General features: G+C 74.4%; 14 protein-coding genes. 5 read left to right on the forward strand and 9 right to left on the reverse strand.

All coding sequences use genetic code 11. The annotated features are described in order from the left end of the window. Positions 1-55: 55 nt before the first annotated feature. The 4 genes from ACIGAN_RS24080 to ACIGAN_RS24095 are packed head-to-tail and all read right to left on the reverse strand — an operon-like array spanning position 56 to position 4,995. Entirely contained in the window at positions 56-1,390 is a 1,335-nt protein-coding gene (locus ACIGAN_RS24080) for an AAA domain-containing protein (RefSeq protein ID WP_399860367.1), read from the reverse strand. Beyond that, positions 1,387-2,979 carry a hypothetical protein gene (locus tag ACIGAN_RS24085; protein WP_399860370.1) on the reverse strand — a complete coding sequence of 531 codons (1,593 nt, stop codon included), beginning with the start codon at positions 2,977-2,979 and terminating at the stop codon, positions 1,387-1,389. Before ACIGAN_RS24085 ends, ACIGAN_RS24080 begins: the two co-directional genes overlap by 4 nt. After that, a complete protein-coding gene (locus ACIGAN_RS24090) occupies positions 2,970-4,091 on the reverse strand; it encodes a hypothetical protein (RefSeq protein WP_399860373.1) in 1,122 nt (373 codons plus the stop codon). The genes ACIGAN_RS24085 and ACIGAN_RS24090 overlap by 10 nt, the downstream gene beginning before the upstream one ends. After that, on the reverse strand, positions 4,042-4,995 hold the full coding sequence (locus ACIGAN_RS24095; protein WP_365740517.1) for a phosphatase PAP2 family protein: 954 nt from the start codon (positions 4,993-4,995) through the stop codon (positions 4,042-4,044). The genes ACIGAN_RS24090 and ACIGAN_RS24095 overlap by 50 nt, the downstream gene beginning before the upstream one ends. Before the next feature lie 189 nt (positions 4,996-5,184). Between ACIGAN_RS24095 and ACIGAN_RS24100 the strand changes: the two genes are divergently transcribed. Beyond that, complete coding sequence (locus ACIGAN_RS24100; protein ID WP_399860375.1) at positions 5,185-5,778, forward strand: histidine phosphatase family protein; 594 nt, start codon at positions 5,185-5,187, stop codon at positions 5,776-5,778. Between the two features lie 59 nt (positions 5,779-5,837). Here the strand turns inward: ACIGAN_RS24100 and ACIGAN_RS24105 are convergent, their stop codons facing one another. Then, the gene (locus ACIGAN_RS24105; RefSeq protein ID WP_399860378.1) at positions 5,838-7,289 is read right to left on the reverse strand and encodes a hypothetical protein; all 1,452 of its coding nucleotides are present in this window, start codon (positions 7,287-7,289) and stop codon (positions 5,838-5,840) included. A 301-nt stretch (positions 7,290-7,590) separates the two neighbouring features. On the opposite strand from ACIGAN_RS24105, the gene ACIGAN_RS24110 reads away from it, so the two are divergent. Continuing rightward, the gene (locus ACIGAN_RS24110; protein WP_399860379.1) at positions 7,591-7,986 is read left to right on the forward strand and encodes a hypothetical protein; all 396 of its coding nucleotides are present in this window, start codon (positions 7,591-7,593) and stop codon (positions 7,984-7,986) included. Positions 7,987-8,061: 75 nt separating this feature from the next. Further along, positions 8,062-8,931: a spermidine synthase gene (locus ACIGAN_RS24115; RefSeq protein WP_399860382.1), complete on the forward strand. Its 870-nt coding sequence runs from the start codon at positions 8,062-8,064 to the stop codon at positions 8,929-8,931. 15 nt (positions 8,932-8,946) lie between these two features. Here ACIGAN_RS24115 and ACIGAN_RS24120 read toward each other — a convergent pair whose 3' ends face one another. Then, a complete protein-coding gene (locus ACIGAN_RS24120; RefSeq protein WP_365086130.1) occupies positions 8,947-9,459 on the reverse strand; it encodes a hypothetical protein in 513 nt (170 codons plus the stop codon). Positions 9,460-9,591: 132 nt separating this feature from the next. Here ACIGAN_RS24120 and ACIGAN_RS24125 point away from each other — a divergent pair, with 132 nt between their 5' ends. Both ACIGAN_RS24125 and ACIGAN_RS24130 read left to right on the forward strand, forming a co-directional pair. Next, positions 9,592-10,296, forward strand: coding sequence for a response regulator transcription factor (locus tag ACIGAN_RS24125; protein WP_365086127.1), 705 nt, complete (start codon positions 9,592-9,594; stop codon positions 10,294-10,296). Continuing rightward, positions 10,293-11,681, forward strand: a complete 1,389-nt coding sequence (locus ACIGAN_RS24130; protein ID WP_399860385.1) for a HAMP domain-containing sensor histidine kinase — start codon at positions 10,293-10,295, stop codon at positions 11,679-11,681. The genes ACIGAN_RS24125 and ACIGAN_RS24130 overlap by 4 nt, the downstream gene beginning before the upstream one ends. Positions 11,682-11,946: 265 nt before the next feature. Here ACIGAN_RS24130 and ACIGAN_RS24135 read toward each other — a convergent pair whose 3' ends face one another. From ACIGAN_RS24135 to ACIGAN_RS24145, 3 genes are all read right to left on the reverse strand, one after another. Then, entirely contained in the window at positions 11,947-13,383 is a 1,437-nt protein-coding gene (locus tag ACIGAN_RS24135) for a GH1 family beta-glucosidase (protein ID WP_365086121.1), read from the reverse strand. 117 nt (positions 13,384-13,500) lie between these two features. Beyond that, a complete protein-coding gene (locus ACIGAN_RS24140; RefSeq protein ID WP_365086118.1) occupies positions 13,501-14,406 on the reverse strand; it encodes a carbohydrate ABC transporter permease in 906 nt (301 codons plus the stop codon). Between the two features lie 11 nt (positions 14,407-14,417). Beyond that, positions 14,418-15,431 carry a carbohydrate ABC transporter permease gene (locus tag ACIGAN_RS24145; RefSeq protein WP_365740511.1) on the reverse strand — a complete coding sequence of 338 codons (1,014 nt, stop codon included), beginning with the start codon at positions 15,429-15,431 and terminating at the stop codon, positions 14,418-14,420. Positions 15,432-15,435: the final 4 nt, after the last annotated feature.

The following is a 15,435-nucleotide window of genomic DNA, read 5'->3' on the forward strand; positions in this document are numbered from 1 at the left end:
CGCGGGCGCGCAAGTGGGCATCGGCGTCGTGACACGGCCGTCCCACCACCCGTGACTACGGCCGCCAGGACACGCGGTGTTCGGCCAGGTGCGCCAGCACCGCGTGGTTGGCCTCCCAGCCGTCCGGGAACTTCACCACCGTCCCCAGCTGCACCGGCTCGGTCGACGGATAGTCGTCCAGCAGGCCGGTCACGCCCGCCCGGCACACCACGATGCAGGCGTGCCGGTGGCGGGAGGCCAGGACGCACAGACGGCCCGTCTCCAAGTGGAAGGCGGTGGCGTCGGGGCGGCCGGACAGGGGGTGGAGGACCACCGTGACGTCGTACTCGCGGCCCTGCAGCCGGTTCGCCGTGTCCACGACCACGTCGGTGACGCCCAGCTCGGCCAGGGCCGCGCGGACCGCGGCCGCCTGGTCCCGGTGTGCCGTGCCCACGGCGATCCGGTCGGCGGTCAGGGGCGAGGGCGTGGCCGACCGCTCCGAGGTCGCCGCGCCGCCGCGGTCCAGCAGGCGGCGCACCACCCTCGCCACCGCCCGCACCGCCTCCGGGTCCGTGCGCGGTGTGTGCCGAGCGGGCAGCTCCAGCAGGCCCCAGCCCGATGCGGCCGCCTCGTCGATCACCCGGTCCGGGCCCGAGCCGTCCGACGGCACCGCGAAGGCCAGGGTCCGGTCGCCGGGGCCGGTGCCGCTGCGGAACGGCGTGTACGGGTAGAAGGCGTCCGAGACCAGCGGCGCCGCCGAGGCCGGGAGCCGCCAGGACACCGGCAGCCGGTGCTGGGGCAGGTCCGGGTTGTGCGCGAGCAGGGTCGTCACCGCCGACGCCGACGGGTCGTAGGCGAGGCCCGCCCACTGCTCGCTGCCCACGATCGCGAACGGGTCCAGCTGCCCCGGGTCGCCCACGAACAGCGCCCGCTCGAACAGCCCGGCCACCGCGAGCAGGGCGTCCGAGCGCATCTGGTAGGCCTCGTCGACGATCGCGTACCGCCAGGGCTCGTCGGTCTTCACATGCGCCCACTTCGCCGCCGTGGAGATCACCACGGCCAGCCCGGCGAGGTCGCCCGCCTTCGCCGACGTGCGGACGTTGTCCAGGCCGTCGAGCGCCTTGTCGTACGGGTCGGCGTCACTGCTGTGCAGCCGCCCCACGGGCAGCTCGGGGTTCTTCTCGGCGAGCCGCAGGACGAGGTCGTCGACCTGGGCGTTGGTCTGGGCGACCACCATCAGGGGGTGGCCGGCCTCGGCCAGCTCCAGCGCCGCGCGGACGACCAGGGTCGACTTGCCGGCGCCGGGCGGGGAGTCCACCACGACTCCGCGCGCGGTGCCGTGCAGCGTGTCGTGGAGGATCGCGTCGGTGGCCCGGGCGGCCGCGGCCGACGGGTCGAACACCGTGGTCACAGCACATCCTCCTCGGTCAGCGGATCGGCGGCCTCCGGCACCGCCTCGCCGGGCGGCCCGCCGTGCGTCCACGGCGTCTCCTCCGGGTCGGGCAGCTTCGCACCGCCCCGCTGCTCGTGCTCGAACAGCGTGAAGCAGACCCGGTCGCCCTTCTCCGGCACCGACCCCGGCTCGGGCTCCTTGCCGCGGCCCATCTTGTCGAGAATCCGCAGTACGAGGTACGCGCCGTCCTCCTCGGCCGTGACGAACTCCGCCGACTGCGGCCTGCCGCCCAGCGAGCGGTACACCTTCGCGCGCTCCCCGAGATGCGGCCGGTCGTCCGTGCGGACCGTGACCAGGGGGCGGGGGCTGGGGCGCTTGCCGTCGCCGTACGCCATCACCACGTCGGTGACCTCGCCCGCGAAGGCCTCACCGGACAGCCGCCGGCCCGCCATCACCAGCGGGTCGTCGAGCGCCTCCTGCGCCTCCAGCCGGGCCTGTTCGCGCTCCCGGGTGGCCAGCTTGTTCGCCGCCGTGACCGCGTCGTCGCGGCGGGGCTGCGGGGGCTCACCGGCCAGGACCCGGTCGCGGTGGCCGGTGAACGACCAGCGGTCGCGCGTCCACCGCTCCTCGACATGGGCCCCCGGGGGCAGCTCGCGCAGCAGGTCCAGGCCCCGCCAGACCGCGTCCCAGGTGGGCCGGGTGCGGCTGAGCACGAGGGCGCGGATCTCCCGCTCGGCCGCGGTCAGCGCGCCCAGCCGCTCGTCGGCCTGCAGACCGTCCTCGGCGGCCGCGAGGGCCGTGCGGGCACGGTCGTAGCGCTCGATGGCCGGGGCGAGGAGCTTGTTGTCGAACGCCGGGTCGGTGGCCGGGCCGGCCGGCGGGCACAGCAACTGGCCCTGGGCGTCCCGCTCCAGCTCGGCCCGCAGCGCCGCCTCGGCGCCGCTGACGCCCGCGGGCGGGTCGATCCAGGCGAGCAGCGCCCCCAGGTGCTGGTCCTCCAGCGTGGACTGGCCGGTCGCCCAGTGCCGGCCGAGCACGTCGGTCATCGCCAGCAGCAGCGACGAGCCCGGCACCCGGGCCCGCTCCCCGAAGTGCGTCAGCCAGCGCCCGAGCAGCGGCACCCGCGGCGGCGCCGGGTAGGGCGTCTCCGGGTCCTGCTCGGCCGTGCGCCGGAACCGCATGGACCGCCCCAGCAGCCGCACCAGGTCGATGCCCGCCCGGCTCGGCACCACCAGCTGCGGCGCGTCCGCGCACAGGTCGACCTCGACCTTGACCCGCTTGCCGGTCTCCGGGTCGGTCTCGGTGCGCTCGGCGGCCTCCACCACCTCGCCGTAGGCCTCGACGTACGGCAGCACCACGTCGGCCAGGTCGGCCAGGAACGCGAACCTCAGGTCGCGGTCGCGGGGCTGCGGGACGACCAGCAGCCGCGGCGCGTCGCGGTCGGTGCCGACCAGCGCGCCCAGCGGCGCACCGGCCTCACCGGCGGTGACGAGCGGCACGAACACCAGGGGGCGGTCGGACAGGTGCCGGTGGCGGACCGTGGCGGCGGGCTGGGCGCGGCCGGTGCTGACCGCTTCCAGGCGGGCCAGCGTGGAAATCAGCGACACGCCGCCTCCAGGGCCTCGGAGCGCAGGGCCGCCGCGCGGCGCAGGGCCGCCACCGCCGGGTCGCCGGGGTCGCCGGCCTCGCCGCGGGCCGCGGCCAGGACGTCCTCCACGGTCGTCAGACCGCCCAGCTCCGCCCGCACCGCACGGCCGAGCGAGGTCACCGCCCCGGCCTCGCGGGCCCGCGAGCGGCAGTGGAAGGCCAGCTCGCACGCGGACAGGCACTCGGGCGCGTACGTCGCCGGGACCGACTCCACGGCCGCGGTCAGCTCCTCGGCGGGCAGCTCGGGGGAGAAGCACGTGCCCTCGGGGAGCGCGTCGGCGATGTCCTCGATGCGGGTCAGCCGGGCCAGCTGGCGGGCCGTCACCGCGCGCTGCTTGCGCACGTCCACCGCGGACGCCGCCGGCAGGTTGGAGAAGTCCCGCGGGCAGACCAGCAGGATCCGGTGGCGCACGCGCGGGGCCGGGTCCAGCCGGGCCGCGACCTCTTCCAGCGCCAGCACGTACACCGCGGCCTGCCGGGCCGCCGCCCCGACCTTCGCCGGGTCCGCCGAACCGTCCAGCAGCGGGAAGGACTTGATCTCGACGACCGTCCAGCTGCCGTCCGGGTGGACCACCACCGCGTCCGGCTCCAGGAACGCGGGGGAGCCCGCGACGTCCAGCGCGAGCATCGGGTGGTCCAGCAGGGTCCACACGCCGGGGTGCGCGGCGGCCTCCCGCAGTTCCAGCGCCGTACGGGCCGTGCGCCCCTGGGGGCCGGTCGCGGTCAGGTCGGGCACGCGCGCCCCGGCGGGCGGTTCGGCCGAGGGGTCCAGCTTCTCGTGCACCAGCCGCAGCAGCTCCGCACCGCCGTCGGCCTTGACCTTCGCCTCGAAGGCGTTGCCCCGCGTGAGCGCGAACTGCGACTGGCCGAACGCCGACGGGGCGCCCAGCGCGCTCGCCAGGGCCGTCTTGTTCACCCCGGCGCCGTCCAGGATCGCGCGCCGCGCGCAGCCGGGGTTGGCGGCCAGCGCCGCCAGGGCGCGCGCGTCCAGTGCCTTCGCGGGGACGTCGGGGCCGCGCAGCTCAGCGAGCCGGTGCCGGAGCGCCGTCCCCCGCGTCCTTGGGGGAGGCACCCGGCTCGGCTCCCGCTCCGAACCGCGACTCGCGCTGCCGTGGAATTCGCTCACCCGCGGAAGTCTGGCATCCGGCACTGACAATCGAGGAACCCGCGGCGGAAGTGTCCGCCGGGACCGGTGCGACGCGCGGCACGAACCGCGCCCTGACCCGGTCGGCCGCGCGCATCACGACCGGCGCCAGCAGCAGCCCGGCGCCCATGACCGCCGCGCCCGCGACCGCGTCCAGGAAGTAGTGGTTGGCGGTGCCCATCACCACGATGGTGGTGATCAGGGGGTAGGCGACACCGGCCGCCTTCGTCAGGCGCGTACCGCCGTAGCGCCACAGGATCACGCCGCACCACAGGGCCCAGCCCACGTGCAGGCTCGGCATCGCGGCGTACTGGTTGGTCATGCCCCCCATGCCGCGCGGGGCGCTCGCGGCGCCTCCCCACCAGCCGTAGGAGCTGTACTGCGCCATCGTGTCCACGAAGCCGTGGCTCGCGTCGAGGAGCCGGGGCGGGCAGGTCGGCAGCAGCGTGAAGCCGATCAGGCCGATGAGGGTGGAGGTCATCAGCCAGGTGCGCGCGGCCCGGTAGCGCACGGCCCGGGAGCGGAAGAGCCACACCAGCAGGGCCGGGGTCACCAGGTAGTGCAGCGACGCGTACCAGAAGTCGGCGGGTATGCCTATCCAGGGCTCGCGCGTGAAGAGGCGGTTGAGCGGGTGCTCGAAGTTCAGGTAGAGCGCCTTCTCGATGCGCAGCAGCGCCAGACCGTGGTCGACCGCGCCGGAGACGTCGCCGCGGGCCAGCAGCCGGCCCGCCGAGTAGCACGCGTACACCAGCACGATCAGCGGCAGCTCCGTCCACCAGCGCAGCCGCGGTGCGGGGTCCGCCTCGGTGCCCGGTGTCTCGGTGTGCGGCATCCGATGCCCTCCCCCTTCTTCTCACGCGGCGCCCGGCCGTCCGGTCGTGCCACTTTACGGCGTACGGGCTCGCCCTGGGGGCGCCCTCCGGCCCTCAAAGACGCAGAGATCGCCCCCCGGGTTGCCCGTGCACAGGGTGCGCGATGATGGAGGAGTTCGGCTTGCGTTTTTCCTCCGGAAAGGTTCCCCATGGCTCCGCGCATCCTGCTGGCCCGCCACGGACAGACCGAGTGGTCCCTGTCCGGCAAGCACACCGGCAGGACCGACGTACCCCTCCTGGAGGAGGGCCGGCGCGGCGCCAAGCTGCTCGGGGAGCGCCTGCACCGGACACCGTACGCGGGCCTGCCCGGGGCCGAGGTGCGCACCAGTCCGCTGGCACGCGCGCGTGACACCTGCGAACTGGCCGGTTTCGGCGACCGCGCGCGCCCCTGGGACGCGCTGCTGGAGTGGGACTACGGGGCGTACGAGGGCATGACCCCGGCGGACATCCAGGCCGTCCGCCCCGGCTGGCTGATCTGGCGCGACGGCGTCCCCGAGGGCGAGACCCTCGCCGCGATGACGGCCCGGGCGGACGAGGTCGTCGCCTGGGCGCGCTCGGCCGACCGCGACGTCCTGCTCTTCGCCCACGGACACATCCTGCGCGCGATCGGCGCCCGCTGGCTGGGCCTCCCCCTCGACTTCGCGGCCCGGATACGGCTGAACCCGACCTCCCTGTCGGTGCTCGGCTGGGCCTACGGCGAACCCGCGATCGAGAGCTGGAACGACCTCGGTCACCTCGCCTAGGGCCTGGCCGCGACGTCCCCGCGCCCGCCCGGAGGGCGCGAGGGACGGGCGGGCCCGGCTCAGGGCGTTCGGGGCGGGGCGGCGTAGCGGTCCAGGAAGGCCGAGACCCCCGAAGCCCGCCGGTGCGGCCGGAGCACCCGTGCCGTGGCCGCGAGCATCGTCTGGATCCGGGACGACTGGACCTCCTCCAGCAGGTCCAGCACCCGCATCCCCGCTGTCGCGGCCTCGTCGGGGCGTCCGCCGCGCGCGAGGTCGTCCGCCAGTTCCGCGGTGTACAGCGCGATGTTCCGCGTGAAGTGCGGGTCCTGCAGCCCGGCCGCCCGCCGCGCGTGCCGTGCCGCGCGGGGCCAGTCGCCCAGCGTGGACCAGCACTGCGCCTCCAGGCCCTCCAGCTCGGCCTCGCCGTAGAAGCTCATCCACTCGGGGTCCGCGTCCGAGGGGCCCCGCTCGAAGAGGGCCTGGGCGCGGGCCAGGGCCTGTTCGCAGCCGGCGCGGTCGGCGAGGCCGGCCCAGCCGCCCGCCTCGCGCAGTGCCAGCAGCGACATCAGCCGGGCCGAGCCCACCGGACGGGCGGCGCGCTGCGCGGCCTGGGCGGCCCGGACCGCCTCGCGCGGCCGGCCCGCGTCGCGCGCGAGGAAGGCCGTGTTGCAGAAGGCGTGCGCCTCCAGGCCCGGGTCGTCCGTCATCCGGGCGGTCGCCAGGGCCTCGGCGTAGTGGGAGCGGGCGTCGTCGAAGCGACCCGAGTCGTGGGCCAGCCAGCCGACCGAGATGGCCAGTTCCCCGGCGCCCGAGTAGAGCCGGTCCGCCGTCGTCCGCCGGGTCGCCCCGGCGTCCAGCAGGGCGTAGGCGGCGCGCAGCGGGGCGGCCGCGCGGCGGTAGAGGCCGTCGGCGCCGTGCCGGTCGTCCAGCAGCCGGATCCGCCGCACGGCTTCTTCCAGGGCGCCCGCCTCGCTCGTCCCGGCGCGGCGCGCGGGGCGCTGAGCCGCCGAGGCGTCGGGGGCGAGGCCGGCGGGCCCCAGGGAGGCGGCGGCCACCGTGGCGCCTGAGCCGGTCATGAATGCGCGACGTAGCACGTCGCTCTCCTCGTCGGTGTCGTGCGGGTGGTGCGGGTCGTACGGGTGCTGCGTTTCATACGGCTCGCACGCCCCGCTGGTCTCACGCGTGGCGTCCGCCCGGTTCGTGGTGCGCGTCCAGGGCGCGTCGTCGGTGTCGCGCGCCCGGCGTCCGCGTACCGATGAGCGGGGCGCGAACCCCAGGTCGGTGAGTGTGCGGCCCGGGAACATGTGCAGGAACACCCGTTCGTACGCGTAGTTGGGGCAGCGGATCTCACCCGCCTCGACCCGGCCGATGTAGCGAGCGTCGCAGCTGACCTGCTCGCCGATCTCCAGGGCGGCCCGGCGGATCGCCGCGGCGAACTCGGCCGGTGAGCGCTGCCCGCGCAGCCGCCGGAAGGCGAGATTCGGCCGTGCCGGCCGGTCGGGACGGGACGAGGTCACCGCTGACGACGCCATGGCCGGGTCCTCTCGTGCGAACCGTCGAACCATGCCGGAACCATGGCGAGTTGGGGTGGTTCACCCCCCTCGCCGGCCCTGTGTCCGGCGAGCAAGAACGTACCTGCTGTGCCGGACTCCTCACGCTGGGTTTGGCTACAAACCGGATATCTCCTCCGTGATCTGCCATGAACTGCCATCCTTTGCGGCTGACTTCCGCCGTAGCCGTTGACGGGCCGCCGCGTTGAACCCGGTGGACCGGGAGGAGGCCCCCGTCTCCCGACCGCTCGTCCAAGCAGGGGTTCTCGTGGTGGAGGCCGGGATGGGAACCAGCCGGATCAACGATCCTCGTACGCCGCCGAGCACACCGGCGGTGGGCTGCGATGTGGTGACGGTGCCGGCGCGGCAAGGGCTGGAGGCGGTCGACATCCTGCGGCGCGGACCGGGAGAGGCCGTCGGGCCCGTGCTGCACGACGACGGGGGCGGCACGCTCGGCTTCCTCGTCCCGCCGGGGACGGCCGCGGCCTGGGACGTGCCGGGAAGCACCTGCACGGGGACCGACGGACGCGGACCGACCCTCGCGCCCCGGCCCCCGGTCGAGGGCTCGGACTGGCTGCTGCCGCCGGGCGAGGCGGATCTCGCGACGGACCCGGCGGTGCTGCGCAGGGCCCTGGGGGAGGCCGCCCGCACGATCGAGGCGGCCGACAGCTGCCGCTGAGGCGGCCGCCACCGGGGCGGGGCCGCGTTCCGGCGGGCGTACGGTCCGCTTGCCGGGCGACCCGATAATGACCCCATGGGAAAGTCCAGGAGCGGCCGGCGCCGGCAGGCCGACGAGGAAGCCGTCGCCGAGCGCGTGGACGGCGGGCTCGCCGAGCTCGTACCCGACCGCGACCGGCCCCGCGCCCGGACCCTGGTGATCGACGGAGCCCCGCAGTCGCACGTCGACCCGGACGACCCGGCGTACCTGTCCTTCGAGTACCAGCGCCGCCTCGGCCACGTCATCGACCTCGTCGCCCCGCCGGGCCGGCCGCTGCACGCCGTGCACCTCGGGGGCGGCGCGTTCACCCTCGCCCGCTACATCGCCGCCACCCGCCCCCGCTCCACCCAGCAGGTCGTCGAACGCGACGCGGCCCTCGTCCGGCTCGTGCGCCGCGAACTCCCCCTGGACCCCGCCGCACGCATCCGGGTGCGCTCCACCGACGCCCGCGAGGGACTCGCCAAGGTGCCCGACGGCTGGGCCGACCTCGTCATCACCGACGTGTTCAGCGGGGCCCGGACCCCGGCCCACCTGACCTCGGCCGAGTTCCTCGACGACGTCCGCAGGGCCCTCAAGCCGGGCGGGGTGCACGCCGCCAACCTCGCCGACGGTCCGCCGCTGACCCACCTGCGCGGCCAGATCGCCACCGCCGCCGCCCGCTTCGAGCAGCTCGCGCTGGTCGCGGACCCGGCGGTGCTGCGCGGCAGACGCTTCGGCAACGCCGTCCTGGTCGCCTCCGACGCGCCGCTGCCGATCGCCGAGCTGACCCGCCGCGCCGCCTCCGACCCGCACCCCGGCCGGGTCGAGCACGGCAGGGCGCTCACCGACTTCACCGGTGGGGCCGTGCCCGTGACGGACCGCGCGGCGGTGGCGTCGCCGGCCCCGCCCGCCTCGGTGTTCCGATGACTCCAGGGGCGGCGGTCAGTAGGTTCCGATCTCCACGCGCGGCGGCCCGTCGTGCCAGGTGCAGAACACCGACACGCGCTCGGCGCCCCGGGAGAACTCCACGCGGATCCACGACTCCGTCTTCCACACCTGCATCGACCAGCCCGCGCCGGGAGTCGCCGACACGAGGGAGGCGGACGCCGTCCCGAGGTCGAACACCGCCCGGCCGCCGTCGGTGTCGTAGCTCTTGACCCGGCCGGTGGCCGCCGGTGAGGGGGAGGGGCTGGGGGCCCGGGTGGGGGAGGGGGCCGGCTTCGGCGTCGTGGGCGGCGGGCTCGACGGCGTCCGCCGCGGCTCGGGTGTCCGCTCCCGCGGTGTGGCCGGCGGCGCCGGCTCGGGCTCCCTCGCCTCGGCGGCCTTGATGGGCAGGGCCCGCGGCGGATCGTAGGCCGTGCCCGCCATCACCGTGTGGACACCCCACCACGACAGCGTGACCGCCGCGCCCGTGGCGAGCAGCCAGGCCAGTACGTGAACGAGTCCTCTGCGCATCGCGGGCCATCCTGCCTCACCGGCCCCACGCGTTGTCCACACACCAACCCTCCGGGTGCACTCGTTGTCCCCACCACGGAAGTTGTCCACAGGCCCGCACCCGGCTGTTCGGGATGGCGTACGGTGCGGCGCATGGCAAGTGTGCTCGTGGTCGAGGACGACCCGTTCGTACGCTCGGCGCTCATCCGGCATCTGACCGACGCCTCGCACACCGTGCGCAGTGTCGGGACGGCGCTGGAAGCGCTGCGCGAGGTCGCCCATTTCCGCTTCGACGTGGTCGTGCTGGACCTCGGACTGCCCGATCTCGACGGGTCCGAGGCCCTGAAGATGCTGCGCGGTATCACGGACGTACCGGTGATCATCGCCACCGCCCGGGACGACGAGACGGAGATCGTCCGGCTGCTGAACGCCGGCGCGGACGACTACCTCACCAAGCCCTTCTCGGTCGAACACCTCTCGGCCCGCATGGCCGCCGTGCTGCGCCGCGCCCGCTCTCGTGCCGGGGAGACGGAGCCGTCCCCCGTGCTCAGGGTCGGCGGCCTGACCGTCGACCCGCTGCGCCGGCAGGCGGAGTTGGACGGCGCGCGCCTGGACCTCACCCGCCGCGAGTTCGACCTGCTGGCCTTCCTGGCCCGCCGCCCCGGAGTCGTCGTCCCGCGCAAGGAACTGCTCGCCGAGGTCTGGCAGCAGTCCTACGGCGACGACCAGACCATCGACGTCCATCTGTCCTGGCTCCGGCGGAAACTGGGCGAGACGGCCGCCAACCCCCGTTATCTGCACACCCTGCGGGGCGTCGGCGTGAAGCTCGAACCGCCGGGGGCGGAGGCACCGCGATGAGGTGGGCCCTGGTCAAGGTGTCGCTGGCCGTGACCACGATGGTCGTGCTGGCGTTCGCCGTGCCGCTCGGCCTCGTCATCCGCGAGATGGCCCGGGACCGTGCCTTCTCCAACGCCGAGCGGGAGGCCGCGGCCGTCGCCCCCGCCCTGTCCATCACCACCGACCGGGACCAGCTGGAGCGGGTCGTCGCCGCGGCCGGCTCCGACGCCGGGATGGCCGTGCACATCCCCGCGGGCGACGGCCAGCGCGCCCTCGAACTCGGGCGGCAGCGCGCCGCCGACCAGGACATAGCGGCCGTCCGCAGACTCGGCCGCGCCTCCACCACCGGCGTTCGCGGCGGCTCCACGCTGCTCCAGCCGGTCGCGCTCAGCACCGGCGAGATCGCCGTCGTCGAGGTCTACGTGCCGGAGTCCGAGGTCACCAACGGCGTGGGCACGGCCTGGGCGGTGCTCGCCGGGGTCGGTCTCGCGCTGGTCGTCGGCTCCGTCGCGGTGGCCGACCGGCTCGGTGTGCGCATGGTCCTGCCCGCCCGGCGCCTGGTCGAGGGGGCGCGCGAACTGGGCGAGGGCAAGCTCGGCGCCCGTGTCCCGGAGGAGGGGCCGAGCGAACTGCGGCTCGCGGCGGCCGCGTTCAACTCGATGGCCGACCAGGTCGTGCAACTCCTGGCCAACGAGCGGGAGCTGGCGGCCGATCTGTCCCACCGGCTGCGCACGCCCCTGACCGTGCTGCGGCTCAACACCGCCTCGCTCGGCGAGGGACCGGCCGCTGAGCAGACCCGGACCGCGGTCGCGCAGCTGGAGCGCGAGGTCGACACCATCATCCGTACGGCCCGGGAGGCCAAGCCCCAGACGGCCGCGGCGGGCCCGGGCGCGGGCTGCGACGCGGCCGAGGTGGTGCGGGAGCGGATGGCGTTCTGGTCCGCGCTCGCGGAGGACGAGGGCCGCAAGTGGCGGGTGGCCGGGGCCGAGGGGCCGGTGCGCATCCCCGTGGCGCGCGCCGACCTGGCCGCCGCGCTGGACGCGCTGCTCGGCAACGTCTTCCGGCACACCCCGGAGGGCACGGCCTTCGCGGTCGACGTGCACAACGCCGAGGACGCGGTGATCGTTCTCGTGTCCGACGCGGGACCCGGCATACCCGACCCCGAGGCCGCCATGGCGCGGGGGCGCGGCTCCGGCAGCGACGGCTCGACCGGGCTCGGCCTCGACATCGTGCGCCGGCTCGCGGAGTCCACCGGCGGCGACGTGCGTATCGGCTCCTCGGTGCTCGGCGGGACCGAGGTGCGGATCTGGATCCAGCTGGACGGGCGCGCCCCGTCCCGCGGAGGCCACCGGCAACTGCGGCGCCGACGACGCGGCAGACCGACCACCGCCTCCGGACCGACCTGATGCTTCGACCCCGGCCTGGTCTGAGAGACCCGGGCCTGAGGCGCGGCCCGGGCTGACCCGAGGCACCGGTGCCCGACCGACCTGAGGCTTCGGCCCCCGGGCCGGTCACGCTTCGACACCCGGCGCGTGGCGGCACTGGGCGCAAGGAGCGGTGACGCGGCGCCGGTGGGGCGACGGCTCGTCCCTCCCGGCGCCGGCACGGGCCGAGGCGTGACCGGGGCGCGGCACCACCCTGATCGTGCCGCGCCCCGCCCCCCGTCCCCGGTCAGACCGCGTCGACCGCCGGCAGCGTCCCCGTCCGCGCCGCCTGCGCGTACCAGAGGGCGCTGGTCTTCGGCGTGCGCTCCAGCGTCGCGTAGTCCACGTACACCGCGCCGAAGCGCTTGCCGTAGCCGTACGCCCACTCGAAGTTGTCCATCAGGGACCACAGGAAGTAGCCCCGGACGTCCGCGCCGTCGGAGATCGCCCGGCGGACCGCCGCCAGGTGGCCGTGCAGGTAGGCGACCCGCTCCGGGTCGTGCACCCGGCCGTCGGAGTCCATCTTGTCGTCGTAGGCCGCGCCGTTCTCGGTGATGTACAGCGGCAGGCCCGGCGCCTCCCGGGTGTAGCGCATGATCAGCTCGTGCAGGCCGGTCGGGTCGATCGTCCAGCCCATCTCGGTGCGGTCGCCGGGCGTCTGGTGGAAGGCGACGTCGTCCGCGGCCGGCCACGGCGAGTGCTCGCTCGACCCGTGCCCGTCGGCCCGCGGCGCCTTCGCCGACGCGTCCGCCGCCGACACCAGGGCGGGCGTGTAGTAGTTGAGGCCCAGCGCGTCCAGCGGCTGGTGGATCAGCGCCAGGTCGCCGTCGAGGACGTAGTCCCAGTCCGTGAGGCTCGCCGTCGCCTCGTACAGCGTCTCCGGGTAGGCGCCGTGCAGGATCGGCCCGTGGAAGACGCCGTTGGCCAGGTCGTCGATGCGGCGGGCCGCCGCCAGGTCCGCCGGGTCCTGCGAAAGCGGCCGCACCACCGAGGAGTTGAGGCTGAGCGCCACCGAGTTGCGGGCCGGCATCGCCGACCGGAGCGCGGACGCGCCCAGCCCGTGCGCCAGGTTCAGGTGGTGGGCGGCACGCAGCGACGCCGCCGGATCCGTCCGGCCCGGCGCGTGCACCCCGGAGGCGTAGCCCAGGAACGCGCTGCACCACGGCTCGTTGAGCGTGATCCACTGCTCCACCCGGTCGCCCAGGGCCTCGCCGACGATCTGCGCGTACTCGGCGAACCGGTACGCCGTGTCGCGCTCCGGCCAGCCGCCCGCGTCCTCCAGCTCCTGCGGCAGGTCCCAGTGGTAGAGCGTGACGGCCGGCTTGATGCCCTTGGACAGCAGCTCGTCCACCAGCCGGCGGTAGAAGTCCAGGCCCTTCTGCACGGCCGGGCCCCGCCCGGTCGGCTGCACCCGCGACCACGAGACGGAGAAGCGGTAGGCGCCCAGGCCCAGCTCCGCCATCAGCGCCACGTCCTCGCGGTAGCGGTGGTAGTGGTCGACAGCGATGTCACCGTGGTCACCGCCGGCCGTCTTGCCCGGCGTATGGCTGAAGGTGTCCCAGATCGACGGCGTACGGCCGTCCTCCCGCACCGCGCCCTCGATCTGGTACGCGGAGGTCGCCGCGCCCCAGAGGAAGGCGGGAGGGAAGGTCACCGGGGTGGCCGGGTTCTCGGAGTCAGGCATGGAAGCGCTCCCATTGGGGTCGTGGAGACCGACGGTGGAGGGGGAGGAGGAGAGGAAGAGGAGGGAGGGAAGGGGAGGGGCCGGAGCGGTGCCGGCCCGGCCCCTGGGGACAGGGCGTCAGCCCTTGACGGCGCCCTGCATGATGCCGCCCACGATCTGCTTGCCGAAGATCGCGAAGACCAGCAGCAGCGGCAGCGTGCCCAGCAGCGCGCCCGCCATGATCAGGGACTGGTCGGGCGTGTAGCCGCGGCCGAGGCCGGCCACGGCGACCTGGACGGTCGGGTTGCCGGTCTGGGTGAGCACCAGGAACGGCCACAGGAAGTCGTTCCAGGTCTGCACGAACATCAGCATGCCGAGCACCGCCATCGCGGGCCGGGCGGCGGGGAACACCACGTGCCACACCACCCGCCAGCTGCTCGCGCCGTCCACCCGGGCGGCCTCGATGATCTCGTCGGGCAGCGCCTGGAGCAGGTACTGCCGCATGAAGAACACACCGAACGCGCTCACCAGCGACGGGAAGATCACCGCCTGGAGCTGGTCGGTCCAGTCCAGCTTGGCGACCATCATGTACAGCGGGATCACGCTCAGCTGCGGCGGCACCATCATCGTGCCGATGACGATCAGCATCAGCGCGTTGCGGCCCTTGAAGCGCAGCTTGGCGAAGGCGAACCCGGCGATCGTCGACAGCACGACGATGGTGAGGGCCGAGATGCCCGCCACGATCGTGGTGTTGAGGAACGCCTCGCCCAGGTTGGCGTCCGTCCAGGCGATCTCCAGGTTCTTGAACAGGTTGGAGCCGAACCAGAACGGCGGCGGCGTCTGCGCCAGGCGCTGGTTGTCACGGGAGGCGGCGATCGCGGTCCACACCAGCGGGAACAGCGACACGATCGTGAACAGGATCAGGATCGCGTACGCGATCGGACCGCCGTGCAGGGTTCCGCCGGCCCGCGCCGACTTCGGCAGGCGCGAACGCTTGGCCTGCCGGGCGGGCGAGGTCTCGGGGGGCGTCACAGTCGTCGTCACGGCCACACCTCCTAACTACTGGCGCGCAGCCGGCGCGAGATGACGTAGTTGACGATGCCGATGACGATCAGGATCAGGAACATCGTCCAGGCGATCGCCGAGGCACGGCCCAGGTGCTGGTTCACCCAGCCCTGCTCGTACAGGTACAGGCCGAGCGTCTGGAACTGGTGCTCCGCACCGCCGGAGGCGCCCTTGTTGGCGTCGAACAGCAGCGGCTCGCCGAAGACCTGGCTGGCACCGATGGTCGACACCACGGCCGTGAACAGGATCGTCGGACGCAGCGACGGCAGCGTGACGTGCAGGAACTGCTGCCAGCGGCTCGCCCCGTCCAGCGCGGCCGACTCGTACAGGTCCTGCGGGATCGCCTGCATCGCGGCCAGGTAGATCAGCGCGTTGTAGCCGGTCCACCGCCAGATGATGATCGTCGAGACGGCGATCTGCGAGGGCCACTTGTCGCCCTGCCAGTCGACCGGGTCGACGCCCACGAAGTCCAGCGCCCAGTTGATCATGCCGTAGTCACGCCCGAAGAGCAGCACGAACACCAGGGAGGCGGCGGCGATCGAGGTGGCGTACGGGGCGAGCATCGCGACCCGGTAGAAGGTCGAGGCGCGCAGCTTGTAGTTGAGGATGTGGGCGATGCCCATCGCCATCAGCAGCTGCGGGACGGTGGAGATGATGCCGATGGTCAGGGTGTTCTTCGCCGCGTTCCAGAAGAACTCGTCGTCGAAGATGCGGGTGTAGTTGCGCAGCCCGACCCAGTTCATGTCGGTGGGCGCGGTCAGCTCCACCTGGTGCAGCGAGGCCCATCCCGTGTAGATCAGCGGGAACAGGCCGAAGGCCACGAACAGCAGGAAGAACGGCGAGACGAAGGCGTACGGGCTCCAGCGCACGTCCCGCTGCCAGCGGCGGGAGAGCTTGGCCCGGTGACGCTGCTCCTGCTCGGAGACGGGAGCGGCGGGCGGGCGGCCCGGGGCCGCGCCCCCCTCCTTTGCGGGGGGCGCGGCGGTGTCGTGACGGGTGGCCATGCGG

Origin of the sequence: Streptomyces sp. NPDC085931 (assembly GCF_044540565.1) — a bacterium.
GTDB lineage: Bacteria > Actinomycetota > Actinomycetes > Streptomycetales > Streptomycetaceae > Streptomyces.